Below are 12,487 nucleotides of genomic sequence, written 5' to 3' on the forward strand. Positions count from 1 at the left end.
GCTTACCGGCACCGCTTGCGTCAGCGCCGGCGGCATTACGCCGCACGCTGCTGCGCGCAGGGCTCGCCTTCGCGCTGAGCGTCGCTGCGACCGCGGCGTGGGCCCATGAAAGCACCGCCGCCAGCGGCGCAATCCACGCCGAAGCCAACCAGGCCGTGGGCGCGGATTTCGACCTGGTGCAGGCAGGCATCCGCACCGAAAAGAACATCGCGATCTTCCAGATGACAGTATCGGGCAAGGCCGGCCGATCGCGTCCGGCGCCGGTAGGCAAGCTGGCCGGCAGCGACGTGTTCTCCTACGTCTGGCCGACCACGATAGATCCATACGAAGTCGGCTTTGAACGCGCCAGCGGCATACTTGCCATGGCCGTCACCGCGCATCCGGATTTCGACGACACGCCGCTGTTCGACGAAAACGGCGACGGCAAGCCTGACAACGACGGCAATCTCTGGCACAGCCACTGGGTGGTGCTGCAGAAGAATCCGGCCTGCGGCGCCGACGCGCTCGCCGTGGTCGACATTCCCGCCGGCGCCAGGCCGCGCCTGCCCAAGACCTGGCCGGGACTGCCCATACTCATCGACAGCCCGGGCTGGCAGCCCTCGCTGCAGGCAGGCACAGTGGAAGTGCGCGTGCCCTTCGACGATATCGGCGTGGTCGGCGCCGCAGGTTTCGACGGCGTCACCGCCGGCCTGCGCGTGAACGCCAGCGTGCACGCACCGTTGCTGTGCGTGGTCGATGTGTTCAAGGTTGCTTCCGGCGACCTGAGTCTGCCGGGCAAGCCGGAACGCTGAGCCGGCCTGCGGCTCAGGCCGTGCGCGCAGCGGCGCGGCAACGGTCGTTCGACGGGAAATGCGTCTGCCGCCGCACCGCGTGTGCGGCGGCTTCCTGTGAGGTGAGCGTTGCGCCGCGGCGCTGCCGCACCGCGTGCGCGGCGGCTTTCGCCTCGTTCCGCAGGGCTATTCGCAGACCTTACCGCCTCCACGACATGCGGCGCCGGCGCAACGGCCCGCTGCGGCAGACCGCGTCGCCGCGCGGGTTCCCGCGTCCCTCGCGCGCGCGCTGATCCCTGTGCCGCAGCCGCTGCGTATGTCCTGGCAAGCAGCGGCGACCGCCGCGCAACCTAGCCGAGGACACTTCGATGGACCAGCACCTGCAGAATTTCCACCACGGCCGCATCGCCGAGGGCATGACCGCGCTGATCGCCGAGATGAACCGGCGCCGCAGCGAACTGGGCCCGCAGCAATGGAAGACCTGGGTCGCCGACAACGTCTTCGCCCATCCGCTGTGCAAGCTGCTGCACCGCGACCCGTTCACGCGCCGCTCGTTCGAGAAGCCGCGCGGCTACGCCGGCGACGCAGTGATGCTGGACCTGATCTATTCCGACCGGCCGGAACTGGCCACCGACGATCCGGTCGGCCTGCAGATCCTCGAATTCGCCCGCAACCGTCCCGCGCCGCAGGCGGTCAAGGCACGCCGCGAACGCCTGGCCCGGCTCATCGACAAGACCGTGCAGCGCCGTCCACAGGCGCGCATCCTGGTGCTGGCCGCCGGCCATCTGCGCGAAGTGGAACTGGCGCGCAGCCTGGACCAAGGGTTCACCGGCGAGATCGTCGCGCTGGACCAGGATGCGGAAAGCCTGGCCGTGATCGAACGCGACTACGCCGCCCGCGGCGTGCGCACCGTGCACGCGCCGATCCGCAAGGTCATCACCGGCCAGCTGGACCTGGGCCGCTTCGACCTGGTCTATGCCGCCGGCCTGTTCGATTATCTGGACCAGCCCGTTGCACGCGCCCTGGTCCGGCACATGTTCGCCCTGCTGCGCCCGGACGGCGAAGCCATGGTCGCGAACTTCCTCACCGGCATCGAAGACGTCGGCTACATGGAAAGCTTCATGGACTGGCACCTGATCTACCGCAACCACGCCGAGATGCTCGACCTCGCCGCCGGCGTGGCCCAGGACGAACTGGCGCGGATAGACCTGGATTTCGATGCCGGCCGCAACATCGGCTATCTGAGCCTGCGCAAGCCGGTGCACTGATGCCGCGCCGCCGCACGCCGAGCCGGCGTGCGGCGGCGCCGTTTCACATCGTCAGTGCCTGCTCCACATCCTGGCAGTTGCGCCGCGCCAGGGCGAGATTGGACTTGCCCTTGTCCAGCACCAGGTAGAAGAACAGGCCGGGCTTGGACGCCACCGGACGGATGATGTGGTATTGCTTGCCCAGCGTGATCAGGATGTCCTCGATCGCGTCGCTCAGGCCCAGGCTCTTCATGGTCTTCATCTTGGCGCGCACGACTTCGGTGTTGCCGGCAGCGGCCAGATCCAGGTCAAGGCCGCTGCCGATCTTTCCCAGCGACATGCCGCTGTTCGCGTCGACCAGGGCGGCGCACATCGCGCCATCGGATTGCAGCAGTGTCGCGAGACTATCGTTGATATTCGCCACAGCACTCTCCTCCTTTCTGACGAGGCACCGGGTTGGACGACAGGACGGAACCGGCCCCGGTGCCCGGGCCGCCGCCGATCACTCGCGAAAGGCCCGCGCGATGGCGGCGCAGCAGGTCTTCGCCGACCACAGCAGCTGACCCAGCATGGAGTTGTCGTTGGCAATCACCGCCAGCGACATGGGCGGCCGCGACTCGGGCACGTTCATGATCACCACGGTGCCGCTGTCGGACTCGATCACCATGCGGTTGCATTCGACGATGCCGGCCTCCTTGGCGATGGCCGAGCCTATGGCCGAGAGCGAGCTGCCCATCGCGGCCAGGCGTGCAGCGCCACCCTTGCCGACCTGCAGCGATACGATCTCGAAGCCGTCTGCGCTCATCAGCACCGCGGAGACCACGCCGGGCGTAGTCTGGGCGAAGGTATCCAGGTGCTTCTGCGCCATGCCGGTGGCGACGCGGCCGAAACGCGGTCCGGCACTCATGCGTGCAACCTCGCCGGGTCGCTGACTTCAAGCAGGCAAAGCAAGGTATCGACCAGCAGCAGCACGTCCTCGCGCCGGCGCACGTCGACGCCGAACAGCGGCAGGTTGAGGCCGTGGTTTTCCAGGCGCTGGGCGAAGGCGTCCAGCGCCAGTGCGCCGGGCTCGGCGCAGCGGCCCACGCCGATCACCAGCGGTGCGCGCTTGCCGGCGCCGAAGGCTTCGACAAAGGCATCGAGCTGGACCAGGGCATCGGCCTGGCTGGCGTCGAGCAGGATCACCACGCCCGCGGCGTTGTGGCCGAGGATGTCCCACATGAAGCGGAAGCGCAGCTGGCCCGGCGTGCCGTACAGGCGCACGCTGGTCTCCGCATCGATCTCGATGCGGCCGTAGTCCAGACCGGCGGTGGTCAGTTCCTTGTCGAAGGCGGCGCGGTCGGTGTTGACCACATCGGTGGACACCGGCGCTTCATCGCTGATCGCGGCGATGGCGGTGGTCTTGCCGGCGCCCATCGGGCCGCTGAAGATGATCTTGAATTCTTCGCTCATGCTTCAACCGGCCAGTCCGAGGCGGTTGCGCAGGCCGCGGATCAGTCCGCCCAGGCGCGCCGCGGAAGAGGCGATGAACGTCGAGGCCTCGGCCGCCGGCGTGTTTTCGCTGGTGCCGACCAGCACGCCGGCCATGGCGCAGGCGTTCAGGAAACGATCGACCGCATCGGCAGATTGCTGCGACAGCTGCACCAGGCGTGTGCGCGTATGCGCCGCGTGGGTGAGCAGCGCGGCCAGGGCGAGCTGGGCGCGGGTTGCGCGCACCATGCCGAAATCCGGCCAGCGGCGCAGGCGGTAGGCCGCGTGGGCATCCAGCCAGGGCGCCAGCGTAGCCGGCCCGTGCAGGCCGGCGAACCAGGCCAGCTCGAACGCGGGGCGGGTTTCAAACGCGGCCGGCGGCTGTTCGGCCGTCAGCCGCAGCGCCGGCAGCAGCGGCGCGTGGCTGCGCAGGCGGCTGCACATCTCGCGGCTGGCGTAGTAGACGGAAATGTCGTCGCGCACATAGATGCGCGCGGGGCCGCTGCCGGCCGCATGCAGTTCGCCGCGGGCGGTGCAGCGCGACAGCAGGCGCAGGGATTCGGCGAAGCTCCAGTCCGGATCGACCGCCGCGCCGCGCGCGGCCTCGGCCGGCCCCTTCGCCAGCACCAGCTCGATCTCGTCGAGCACGGCCAGCAGCTGCATGACGCGGAAGGGATGGTGCAGGGTGTAAGGCGTCAGCGGGCGTAAGGCCGAGCCTTCGTACACGGCGATCAGCGGCTTCTCGGTGCGCGCCCAGCGCTGGGCCTCGCTGTCGCCGCCGTGCGGGCCGGCCATCAGCACATCAGCCTCTTCCGGCGCGGACACTGTCCAGTTCGCGCTGGCATGGCCGTTCAGGACTTTCAGCATCGAGCTGAAAGCGTGGCCGGCGTCGTCCGCAAGTCCGACGGCGGCGATTTTGCGCGTCCTCATTTGAATCCCCTGAATCTCTTGCCTGAGGCCGGAACTCGCAAGCCCACGGGACGAGCACCGAAACCAGTCTCTGCACCGCCTTCCGTTCGCGGCGCAGCACGGTTTTTTCCGGTTTTTTCTTCCCGCGTGGAGCGCAGCCAGTCTAGACCGCAAAAAATACTTTGTACAGGTTTGCGGAATGCGGCATCAAAACAACAGCCCCGGCCCCAAGCATCAGGCGTGCCAGGAATGTGGCGTTTCTGTCGCATTCGACGAACGGCGGGAACCGCATTCGTTGCCTGCATCATAGCTCTTGTAGCGGCGGACGCCAGAGCGGACGTGTTGAAAAAACGCGGCCAAATGCGATCCAGTCGCAGCTCGCCTGCACGCCTTTGCGCAAGCGGTTGATTCACTGAGGCACAGCGCAGGCGAAGCACGCGCGACGCGATCGGCAAGATAGACCATTGGGTGCGCCGGGCCGGCTGCAACACGCGCAATGCAGTTCCCGCGGCCGCGATGCTTTTGACAGACAAATACATCCAGCGGCCGGCGCGCTGCCGGCAGTCGCCGAATCGCGCGGCTGGGTGGCGGTGCCGCAGCTGACACTATCTTCGAATTTTTCTCCGGCGTCAGCCACTCGAACACAGGGGGCAGGAATGCCCTCTGCCGCAAACGCAGGTCCGATTGCGCCGGCGCGCAGCGGCAGGATGTGCTGGATGCGCTGCGCGGTATCGCGCTGTTCGGCGTATTAGCTGGTGAACTTGCGCGACTTTCCGCTTTGCCGCCGGTTGCCGGCGGATGCAGCCGCGCCGTGGCCTGTCCGGCGAAAGCGTGCTCGAAGTCACATTTTCACGGCAACGTGAAGGCGGCCCGCCTGTTCCCGCTGCTGTCCGGCGCCGGCTTTGCCCTGCGGATGCCGCACGCCGGTGCCGATCCGGCCGCGGCCGGCGCGATGTGCGGCGCCCGTTGCTGCTACCGATCACTGGTCTGGCCCGCGTCCGCCGTGGCGGAGCGACCTACTGCGTTATTACGCTGTGCCGGGATTGCTGCGGGTAGCGCCGGGAATTGTGAAGCCGCGCACACTCGCCGCGGCCGGTGTACTGGTCGCCTGTGTACGCATCCGCAGTGGCGCGCGGCGCCGGCCGGCTGATGCGTCGCGCCGGCCCGGCATCGCGGTTCATTCCAGGACCAGGCTGGCCCAGAAGCGCTGCAGCATGGCGACATCGGCCGGCTCGCGGTCGCGCTCCATCATGGTCACCACGAGGAAGCCGCCGCGCTCGTCGCCGATGGCGAGGATGTGCCGGTCCCACGCCTCGTCGGCCGACTCGGTGCGGGCCAGCTTGCCGCGCAGCTGGCGGCCGTCGGCCAGCTTCTGGGTATCCGGGGTGATTTTGCGTTCATAGCCGGCGGCGACTTCCTCATCGGTCATTTCCTTGACCATGAGGTCGATCAGCGCGGTCGGATCCAGTCCGCTGTAGCGCTGCAGGATCACGCCGTTGCCGTTGGCCGAGACCAGCATGAGCTGGCGCACCTGCGCATTGATGTCGGTGGCCGAGGGCTGGATGGTAGCGGGATGGGCGAAGCTCAGGCCTTTTTCGCGGTAGACCTGCTCGGCCTTGCGCTCCAGCCGCACGGTGACGCGCTTGCCGTCGGCGAGCACGGCCTCGGCCGGCTGGTCCAGGTCCAGCTCCACGCGGCGCCCGTCCAGCTCCAGCACGTAGCCGCCGGCCAGGGCGGAGCCGCCGAAGAGAAGAACAGCCGCTGCTGCGGCGGCGCGGATCCGGTGCGGGAATGAAGGATGCATGGGCGTGCCTGCGCTGGGAGGTGGCTGCCGATTGTAGGCGCTCGGCTTGCCAATCGCGTGGCGGGCTTCTATCGTCGAAACAGCCCGTGACCGTCGCGCCGCCGCTGCAGGTCCCCTGAAACTACGGCCAAGGAGGCTGCATGAGCTACGCCGAGAAACGTCGCCACCCGCGTCTGTCGGTATTTTCCGCCGCGATGCTGGTGCTGGACGACCAGGGCTATCTCAGCGAAGTGAAAGATCTCTCCCAGGGCGGCGCCCGCGTGGCGCTGCCGCGCAACTGGAACCTGCCGGTCGCCACGGAATGCTTGCTGCTGCTGATCTTCGACCAGGAAACCGTGCTCGGCATCCGCGTGCGCGTAGTGCGCGTGGGCGTGGACGACCTGGGACTGGAGTTCAGCCCCGGCCAGGACGAACGCATCGCAGCGGTGCTGTACGAATCGCGTTTCATCGAGCACGAATAGCGCGGAGCGCGCCGAAGCGTGAGCTGCGTCACATTTTGCAGCACATGGATCTTGAAATCAGGCCGCCGGCTTCAACGCCGCTCGGCGCGGCGTCCGCCATGCCGCGGGGCAACCGCGCGGAACCTCGTCCGCGCTAGAGCTTGTCGCGGAACATGAAATACGCCGCGCCCAGCATGCACAGGCCGGCCCAGACGTAGTCGGTCTTCAGCGGTTCCTTCAAATAGAAGATCGCGAAGGGCACGAACACCGCCAGGGTGATGATCTCCTGCATGATCTTGAGCTGGCCCACGCTGAGCGCGGTATAGCCGATGCGGTTGGCCGGCACCTGCAGCAGGTATTCGAACAGGGCGATGCCCCAGCTCGCCAGCGCGGCGACGATCCAGGGCTTGCTGTTGAGTTCCTTGAGGTGGGCGTACCAGGCGAAGGTCATGAACACATTGCTCAGGACCAGCAGGGCGACACTGCTCAGTATGGGATGCATGGCGGTAGGGCCGGAAAAGGTCGGGCCCGATTATGCCGCCGGCCGGTTCAGAAACGGATGCGGCCGGTGAGCATGTCGCGGAACATCACCCAGTCGCCGGCGAAACTGTAGAACGGATGGCGGAAGGTGGCCGGGCGGTTCTTCTCGAAGAAGAAATGCCCGATCCAGGCGCAGGCGTAGCCGCTCAGCAGCGCGCCCAGCAGCCACCAGGCATTGGTCTGCACCACGGCCAGCGCCAGGCAGGCCAGGGCCAGCGTGCTGCCCAGATAGTGCAGGCGCCGGCACACCACATTGCTGTGCTCGCCGAGGTAATACGGGTAGAACTCGCGGAAGCTGGTGAAAGGCTGGGACATGCGGCGGCGCTCCAGTAGAGCCGGCGGCGGCGGAGACGGCTGAACGCCGCGGCAACGGAACGATAGCGCCAACGCCGCGCCGTCGCCAGACGTCAACGCCCGGCCGCCGCGGCCGTTGTGACAGGGGCAACCCCAGCCCGGAGCCTTCCATGTCACGCCTGATCCTCGCCACCGCCGCCACTGCCCTGCTCACCCTCGCCGGCGCCGCCTTCGTCGCCGTTCCCGCCGCCCGGGCGGCCGCGCCGAACAGCGCCGCACCCGCGGCAATCCAGACAAATACCGGCACCGACGACACGCCGGCCCGGCCGCACCGCGGTCCGCGCGGCCAGCGCGGCGCCTGGATGAACACGCCGGTGGGCGCGACCCTGCGCAATCTGCGCGAACTGGAACGTCTCTACCTGCTCGACGGCCGCGCCCAGGAAATCCCCGCGCTGTACCGCGACGTGCTCGCACGCACGCAGAATCCGGCGGTGCGCGAATTCGCCTTCCGCCGCATCGCGCGCAACGAACTCAAGCCGGGCGACGCGGACAAGGCCATCGCCACGCTGCGGCAAAGCCTGGAGGAGAACCTGCAGCGTCTGCCGCAGCAGTAAGCGCACGCGACTGCGCAGCCGCAGGCACGCCGGCGCGGCGGCAACAGCTGCAACAGCGCCGGCGCAGCGCGCCGCCGAATTGCGCGCCCTTGCATAGTCCGGCACTGCAACCCCGGCGGCGCCTGCCGCATCTTAGTAACCGGAAGGCGCGTCTCCTCATACCTTCCACCCCCGCGCCACGCCGCCCCCATCGGCGTGGCGCAGCCAGGGCGGGCGCTGCGGCGCCCGCTCTTTTTTCTTGTGGATTGATCCACTTTGATACCGCCAGCGCGGCGCGTTGCGGCGAGCGATCCGCTGTGCCGTCGCAGTCGCGCTTTTCCCGGCCGCAAACCGCATCCTGTCCTGCGCGGAATACGGCGCGGCAGCAGGGCGAATCCAGCCACTACGTTCGCGCTGTCGCAAATTGCCGGTGCCGATGAGGCCGTGGCACAGCGCCGCGTCCGGCGGCTGTGAATGGCACCAGGCGTAGCGCGCTTGCAGAGCGCGCTGCGGAAGATCTCACTCCGCCATCGGCGGAGCAGCGCGTTCCTCGGCCTTGGCTGCATCCCAGAGCCTGTCCTGCGCGGCGAGATCCAGCGCGGCCAGGCCGCCCTCGCCGGCCAGCTGCTCCATGCGGCGGAAGCGGCGCTCGAACTTGGCATTGGCGCCGCGCAGCGCGGCGGACACGTCGACCTTGGCATGCCGCGCCAGGTTCACGCAGACGAACAGCAGGTCGCCGATCTCGTCGCTGAGGCGTGCGGGATCGCCGCCGGCGAATTCGGCACGCACCTCATCGAGTTCCTCGTGCAGCTTGTCGAACACCGGCGCCGCGTCGGGCCAGTCGAAGCCGACCGCCGCCGCGCGCTTCTGCAGTTTCAGCGCGCGCTGCCATTCCGGCAGGCCGCGCGAGATGCCAGCCAGGGCGCTGCGATCGGCCTCGCCGCGGGCGCTGCGTTCGGCGCGCTTGTGCTCTTCCCAGGCGACGGTCTGCGCTTGGGCATCGGCCACCGCGCTGCCGCCGAAGACGTGCGGGTGACGCCGCAGCATCTTGCCGCAGATCGCCTCCACCACGTCGGCGAAGCCGAAATGCCCGGCTTCCTGCGCCATCTGCGCATGGAATACGACCTGGAACAGCAGGTCGCCCAGTTCGTCGCACAGCGCCGGCATGTCGTTGCGGTCGATGGCGTCGGCGACTTCGTAGGATTCCTCGATCGTATACGGCGCGATCGAGGCGAAATCCTGTTCCAGATCCCAGGGACAACCGCCCTGCGGATTGCGCAGGGCGGCCATGATGCGCAGCAGCTCGGCTATGTCGGCCATGCGGATTCCGGCGGAGGTTCAGGCGAACAGTCGCGCCCAGTCGGTGGACGGATCGCCGTAGGCGATGAAATCGCCGTTGAGAAGGGATTCGCGCGCATTGCAGCGCAGCGGGTTGCCGGCGAAATCGATCACGCCGCCGCCGGCCTGTTCGAGCACGCACTGGGCGGCGGCCGTGTCCCATTCCGAGGTCGGCCCCAGGCGCAGGTAGAGGTCGGCCTGACCTTCGGCGATGCGGCAGAATTTCAGCGACGAGCCCAGCGGCAGCTTTTCGTAGTCGCCGGTGCGCGCCAGCAATTCGGCCTCGCGCTCGCTGCCGTGGGAGCGGCTGCCGGGCACCCGCAGCGGCGTCGCGCGCGGCCGCGTGCGCAGGCGGCGCGGCTCGGCCGCGGCGCCGGTCTGGCCGAAGGCGCCGCCGCCCTGCCAGCCGAACCACAATTCGCCTGTGACCGGTGCCTGCACCACGCCCAGCACCGGGCGCTGCTGTTCGATCAGGGCGATGTTGACGGTGAATTCGCCGTTGCGCTTGACGAACTCGCGCGTGCCGTCCAGCGGATCGACCAGCCAGTAGCGGGTCCAGCGCGCGCGTTCCAGATACGGGATCTCGGCCGATTCCTCGGAAAGTATCGGCAGCTGCGGCGTCAGCCGCGACAGGCCGGCCAGGATCACCCGGTGCGAGGCGATGTCGGCCGCGGTCAGCGGCGAGCGGTCTTCCTTGTGCTCGACGGCGAAATCGCTGTCGTAGACCTCAAGTATCGCCGTCCCGGCCTGCTGCGCCAGCGCGCATACGTCCAGGCACAGGGTTTCCAGATCGGGCAGGCTCATGCGCCGGGCCTGAAGCGGCCGGCGAGGTATTCGCGCGCGATGAACAGGGCGGCGATGGAACGGCCTTCGCTGACTTCCTCATGCCCGAGCAATTTGTGCAATTCGGACAATTTCCACGGAATCACTTCCAGTTCCTCCGGCTCGTCGCCCTGCAGCCGCTCCGGATACAGCTCCTGCGCCAGCACCACGTGGGTCATGCTGGTCATGTAGGCCGGCGACAGCGACAAGGTGGTGAGTATGCGCAGATGGCGCGCGCCAAAGCCGACTTCTTCCTTGAGTTCGCGGTTGGCGCCCTGCTCCACGGTCTCGTCGCGATCCAGGCGGCCCTTGGGCAGGCCCAGTTCGTAGCGGTCCACGCCGACGCCGTATTCGCGCACCAGCAGCACGGTGTCGTCGTCCTGCATGGGTACGATGATGACGGCGCCCAGACCCGAGCCCTTGAGACGCTCGTAGGTGCGGCGCTGGCCATTGGAGAATTCCAGGTCGACTTCCTCTACGTGCAGGAAACCACTGGTGTCGGCGGTGCGGGTGGCGTGGATCTTGGGGCGTTCGCGCATGGCCCGATTCTACGCAGAGTCGGTGCAGCTGCGTAGACAATAAGCCCCCGCGCCGCCCGTTCCTCGCGTGCGAGCGGCGCATGCCGCAAGCGGGAACAGGCGGCGCGGGCTGCCGGCTTCAGCGCATGTGAGGCCGCGCACGCCCCGGGCCAGAAGGTTTTCCCCGATTGCCGCGGCGGCGGCAGCGGCCGATGCTGGGCCCGACGGCGGCCGGCACCCATTCCCCTGCAAGGGCCGCCGTCACCCGCGGCGGCGGCGCAGGGAAGCGTCCCGCGGCGGCCTGGTTTTCGTGATGCAGTCCGCGATTCGCCGATCGCGTACCGCAGCGGCTGGGAGAACCGCCGCTGCGGCGACAGCCTACCTGCGTGCGGCGTCTCCACCGCCGCAGGCCAGTCCCTGCATGACCGCTGTTTCCGACCCCGCCGCCCTGCTGCCCGTGATCGACCGCATCTATGCGGCGGCGGCGCGCGAGGTGCCGCTGGATGAAGCCTTCCAGGCCTTCGCCGAACTGATGGGCGACTTCGTCGCCGCCCTGTTCGTGCACGACCCCGTGCCCGGCGGCGCAGTGATGGAGAGCGCCGCCGGCCTGGACCGCCACTGGCCGGGCGAATACAACCGGCGCTGGAGCAGCCGCACCCCGCTGCTGCAGCGCGGCCTGGGCGAACTGATGGCCGGGCGCATCGTCAGCTCCGAGGACATCATGCCCTGGGACGAGCTGGTCGAAACCGACTACTACCGCGAGTTCTATGCCCCGCTGGGCTGCCGCTACAGCCTGGGCGTCCTGGTCGCCGGCGACGGCCGCCGCTACGCCTCCCTGGTCACCGCGCGCGGCGAACGCGCCGGCCCTTACCAGGCGCGCCACCGCGCGCTGATCGCGGCAGTGCGCAGCCATCTGGGCCGCGCCCTGCACATGCTGGAGTTCTTCGAGGGCGCCACGCTCAGCCTGGACCTGTTCCGCCAGGCCATGGACCAGCTGCCGTTCCCTGTGCTGCTGCTGGACGACCAGCGCCGCGTCGTCTACGCCAACCAGCGCGCCGCAGCGCGGCTGCAGCAAGGCGACGGTATCGTGGAAAGCCGCGGCCGCCTCAGCGCCAGCGGCGCCGAGCGCGACAGCTTCGAGCAGGGCTGGAACCAGCTGGTGCAGGACGCGCTGGCCGCCGAAGGCCGCTTCCGCATCCGCGGCAGCGGCGATCCGGTTCCGCTGCGGCTGGAAGCGACCCGCATCGGCGTGAGCGGCGCGACCGCGGCCGGCGGCCGCCTGTGGCTGCTGCGCCTGTGCGAGGGCACCTTTTCCCGGCGCCAGCTCGCCCTGGACTGGCGCACACGCTTCGGCCTGACCGGCTCGGAATGCCGCGTCGGCACCGCCCTGCTCGAACACGGCGATGCGGTCTCGGTCGCTGCCGCCCTGGGCATGGCCGAAAACACCGTGCGCGCCCACCTCAAGAACATGTTCGCCAAGACCGCCACGCGCAGCCAGGCGGCGCTGGTGCTGCGGCTGGCAATGGAGGGGCGGCTGGTGGATTGAGTCCGCCGCGCGGATCGCCCGCGCCTGGAGCCCCGCGTGCGCGATGCGGAACCAGGATCAGTGGCGCGGAATCGTGGAAAGTCCGGAACGTCGCGTACGCGACGGGAAGTGCAGCGCCCGACGCCGGTGCAGCGATGGCGGCCCGCGCCCGTCCTCCTGTCCAGCGCCGCCATGGAGTGACAGCTGCGCGCGCAGT

15 protein-coding genes are annotated in these 12,487 nt (G+C 68.8%); 5 read left to right on the forward strand and 10 right to left on the reverse strand.

Annotated features, from left to right (window positions below; all coding sequences use genetic code 11):
* The first annotated feature begins 155 nt into the window (after positions 1-155).
* A complete protein-coding gene (locus tag NM961_RS20980) occupies positions 156-791 on the forward strand; it encodes a hypothetical protein (protein WP_255916385.1) in 636 nt (211 codons plus the stop codon).
* 347 nt (positions 792-1,138) lie between these two features.
* On the forward strand, positions 1,139-2,038 hold the full coding sequence (locus NM961_RS20985; RefSeq protein WP_255916386.1) for a class I SAM-dependent methyltransferase: 900 nt from the start codon (positions 1,139-1,141) through the stop codon (positions 2,036-2,038).
* A gap of 43 nt (positions 2,039-2,081) precedes the next feature.
* On the opposite strand, the gene NM961_RS20990 is transcribed toward NM961_RS20985, so the two are convergent.
* The 5 genes from NM961_RS20990 to NM961_RS21010 all read right to left on the reverse strand — a co-directional run bounded on the left by NM961_RS20990 (position 2,082) and on the right by NM961_RS21010 (position 6,200).
* Complete coding sequence (locus NM961_RS20990; protein WP_255916428.1) at positions 2,082-2,390, reverse strand: hypothetical protein; 309 nt, start codon at positions 2,388-2,390, stop codon at positions 2,082-2,084.
* Positions 2,391-2,519: 129 nt separating this feature from the next.
* Positions 2,520-2,924: a roadblock/LC7 domain-containing protein gene (locus NM961_RS20995; protein ID WP_255916387.1), complete on the reverse strand. Its 405-nt coding sequence runs from the start codon at positions 2,922-2,924 to the stop codon at positions 2,520-2,522.
* Positions 2,921-3,469 (reverse strand): GTP-binding protein, encoded by a 549-nt coding sequence (locus NM961_RS21000; protein WP_255916388.1) that lies wholly within the window; start codon positions 3,467-3,469, stop codon positions 2,921-2,923. The genes NM961_RS20995 and NM961_RS21000 overlap by 4 nt, the downstream gene beginning before the upstream one ends.
* Positions 3,470-3,472: 3 nt before the next feature.
* Entirely contained in the window at positions 3,473-4,417 is a 945-nt protein-coding gene (locus tag NM961_RS21005) for a hypothetical protein (RefSeq protein ID WP_255916389.1), read from the reverse strand.
* A gap of 1,156 nt (positions 4,418-5,573) precedes the next feature.
* Complete coding sequence (locus NM961_RS21010; protein WP_255916390.1) at positions 5,574-6,200, reverse strand: hypothetical protein; 627 nt, start codon at positions 6,198-6,200, stop codon at positions 5,574-5,576.
* Between the two features lie 140 nt (positions 6,201-6,340).
* Here NM961_RS21010 and NM961_RS21015 point away from each other — a divergent pair, with 140 nt between their 5' ends.
* Positions 6,341-6,661, forward strand: coding sequence for a PilZ domain-containing protein (locus NM961_RS21015; RefSeq protein WP_255916391.1), 321 nt, complete (start codon positions 6,341-6,343; stop codon positions 6,659-6,661).
* A 133-nt stretch (positions 6,662-6,794) separates the two neighbouring features.
* On the opposite strand, the gene NM961_RS21020 is transcribed toward NM961_RS21015, so the two are convergent.
* Together NM961_RS21020 and NM961_RS21025 are read right to left on the reverse strand one after the other, a co-directional pair.
* Positions 6,795-7,142 carry a DMT family protein gene (locus NM961_RS21020; protein WP_255916392.1) on the reverse strand — a complete coding sequence of 116 codons (348 nt, stop codon included), beginning with the start codon at positions 7,140-7,142 and terminating at the stop codon, positions 6,795-6,797.
* 47 nt (positions 7,143-7,189) lie between these two features.
* Positions 7,190-7,495, reverse strand: a complete 306-nt coding sequence (locus NM961_RS21025; RefSeq protein ID WP_255916393.1) for an Mpo1-like protein — start codon at positions 7,493-7,495, stop codon at positions 7,190-7,192.
* A gap of 149 nt (positions 7,496-7,644) precedes the next feature.
* Here NM961_RS21025 and NM961_RS21030 point away from each other — a divergent pair, with 149 nt between their 5' ends.
* A complete protein-coding gene (locus NM961_RS21030; RefSeq protein ID WP_255916394.1) occupies positions 7,645-8,088 on the forward strand; it encodes a hypothetical protein in 444 nt (147 codons plus the stop codon).
* A gap of 498 nt (positions 8,089-8,586) precedes the next feature.
* Here NM961_RS21030 and mazG read toward each other — a convergent pair whose 3' ends face one another.
* Genes mazG through nudE form a run of 3 tightly spaced genes read right to left on the reverse strand, consistent with a single transcriptional unit; the run spans position 8,587 to position 10,766 of the window.
* Entirely contained in the window at positions 8,587-9,387 is an 801-nt protein-coding gene (mazG, locus tag NM961_RS21035; RefSeq protein WP_255916395.1) for a nucleoside triphosphate pyrophosphohydrolase, read from the reverse strand.
* Positions 9,388-9,405: 18 nt separating this feature from the next.
* Complete coding sequence (cysQ, locus tag NM961_RS21040) at positions 9,406-10,209, reverse strand: 3'(2'),5'-bisphosphate nucleotidase CysQ (protein WP_255916396.1); 804 nt, start codon at positions 10,207-10,209, stop codon at positions 9,406-9,408.
* A complete protein-coding gene (gene nudE / locus NM961_RS21045) occupies positions 10,206-10,766 on the reverse strand; it encodes an ADP compounds hydrolase NudE (RefSeq protein WP_255916397.1) in 561 nt (186 codons plus the stop codon). The genes cysQ and nudE overlap by 4 nt, the downstream gene beginning before the upstream one ends.
* A 400-nt stretch (positions 10,767-11,166) precedes the next feature.
* Between nudE and NM961_RS21050 the strand changes: the two genes are divergently transcribed.
* A complete protein-coding gene (locus NM961_RS21050; RefSeq protein ID WP_255916398.1) occupies positions 11,167-12,291 on the forward strand; it encodes a helix-turn-helix transcriptional regulator in 1,125 nt (374 codons plus the stop codon).
* Positions 12,292-12,487 lie beyond the last annotated feature (196 nt).

This window comes from Tahibacter harae, assembly GCF_024437735.1.
In the GTDB taxonomy this organism is placed as follows: domain Bacteria; phylum Pseudomonadota; class Gammaproteobacteria; order Xanthomonadales; family Rhodanobacteraceae; genus Tahibacter; species Tahibacter harae.

Coding starts and splice junctions, on each gene's coding strand:
- NM961_RS20985 (WP_255916386.1), top strand. CDS start 1,139: ATGGACCAGCACCTGCAGAATTTCCACCACGGCCGCATCGCCGAGGGC.
- NM961_RS20990 (WP_255916428.1), bottom strand. CDS start 2,390: ATGTGCGCCGCCCTGGTCGACGCGAACAGCGGCATGTCGCTGGGAAAG.
- NM961_RS20995 (WP_255916387.1), bottom strand. CDS start 2,924: ATGAGTGCCGGACCGCGTTTCGGCCGCGTCGCCACCGGCATGGCGCAG.
- NM961_RS21000 (WP_255916388.1), bottom strand. CDS start 3,469: ATGAGCGAAGAATTCAAGATCATCTTCAGCGGCCCGATGGGCGCCGGC.
- NM961_RS21005 (WP_255916389.1), bottom strand. CDS start 4,417: ATGAGGACGCGCAAAATCGCCGCCGTCGGACTTGCGGACGACGCCGGC.
- NM961_RS21010 (WP_255916390.1), bottom strand. CDS start 6,200: ATGCATCCTTCATTCCCGCACCGGATCCGCGCCGCCGCAGCAGCGGCT.
- NM961_RS21015 (WP_255916391.1), top strand. CDS start 6,341: ATGAGCTACGCCGAGAAACGTCGCCACCCGCGTCTGTCGGTATTTTCC.
- NM961_RS21020 (WP_255916392.1), bottom strand. CDS start 7,142: ATGCATCCCATACTGAGCAGTGTCGCCCTGCTGGTCCTGAGCAATGTG.
- NM961_RS21025 (WP_255916393.1), bottom strand. CDS start 7,495: ATGTCCCAGCCTTTCACCAGCTTCCGCGAGTTCTACCCGTATTACCTC.
- NM961_RS21030 (WP_255916394.1), top strand. CDS start 7,645: ATGTCACGCCTGATCCTCGCCACCGCCGCCACTGCCCTGCTCACCCTC.
- mazG (WP_255916395.1), bottom strand. CDS start 9,387: ATGGCCGACATAGCCGAGCTGCTGCGCATCATGGCCGCCCTGCGCAAT.
- cysQ (WP_255916396.1), bottom strand. CDS start 10,209: ATGAGCCTGCCCGATCTGGAAACCCTGTGCCTGGACGTATGCGCGCTG.
- nudE (WP_255916397.1), bottom strand. CDS start 10,766: ATGCGCGAACGCCCCAAGATCCACGCCACCCGCACCGCCGACACCAGT.
- NM961_RS21050 (WP_255916398.1), top strand. CDS start 11,167: ATGACCGCTGTTTCCGACCCCGCCGCCCTGCTGCCCGTGATCGACCGC.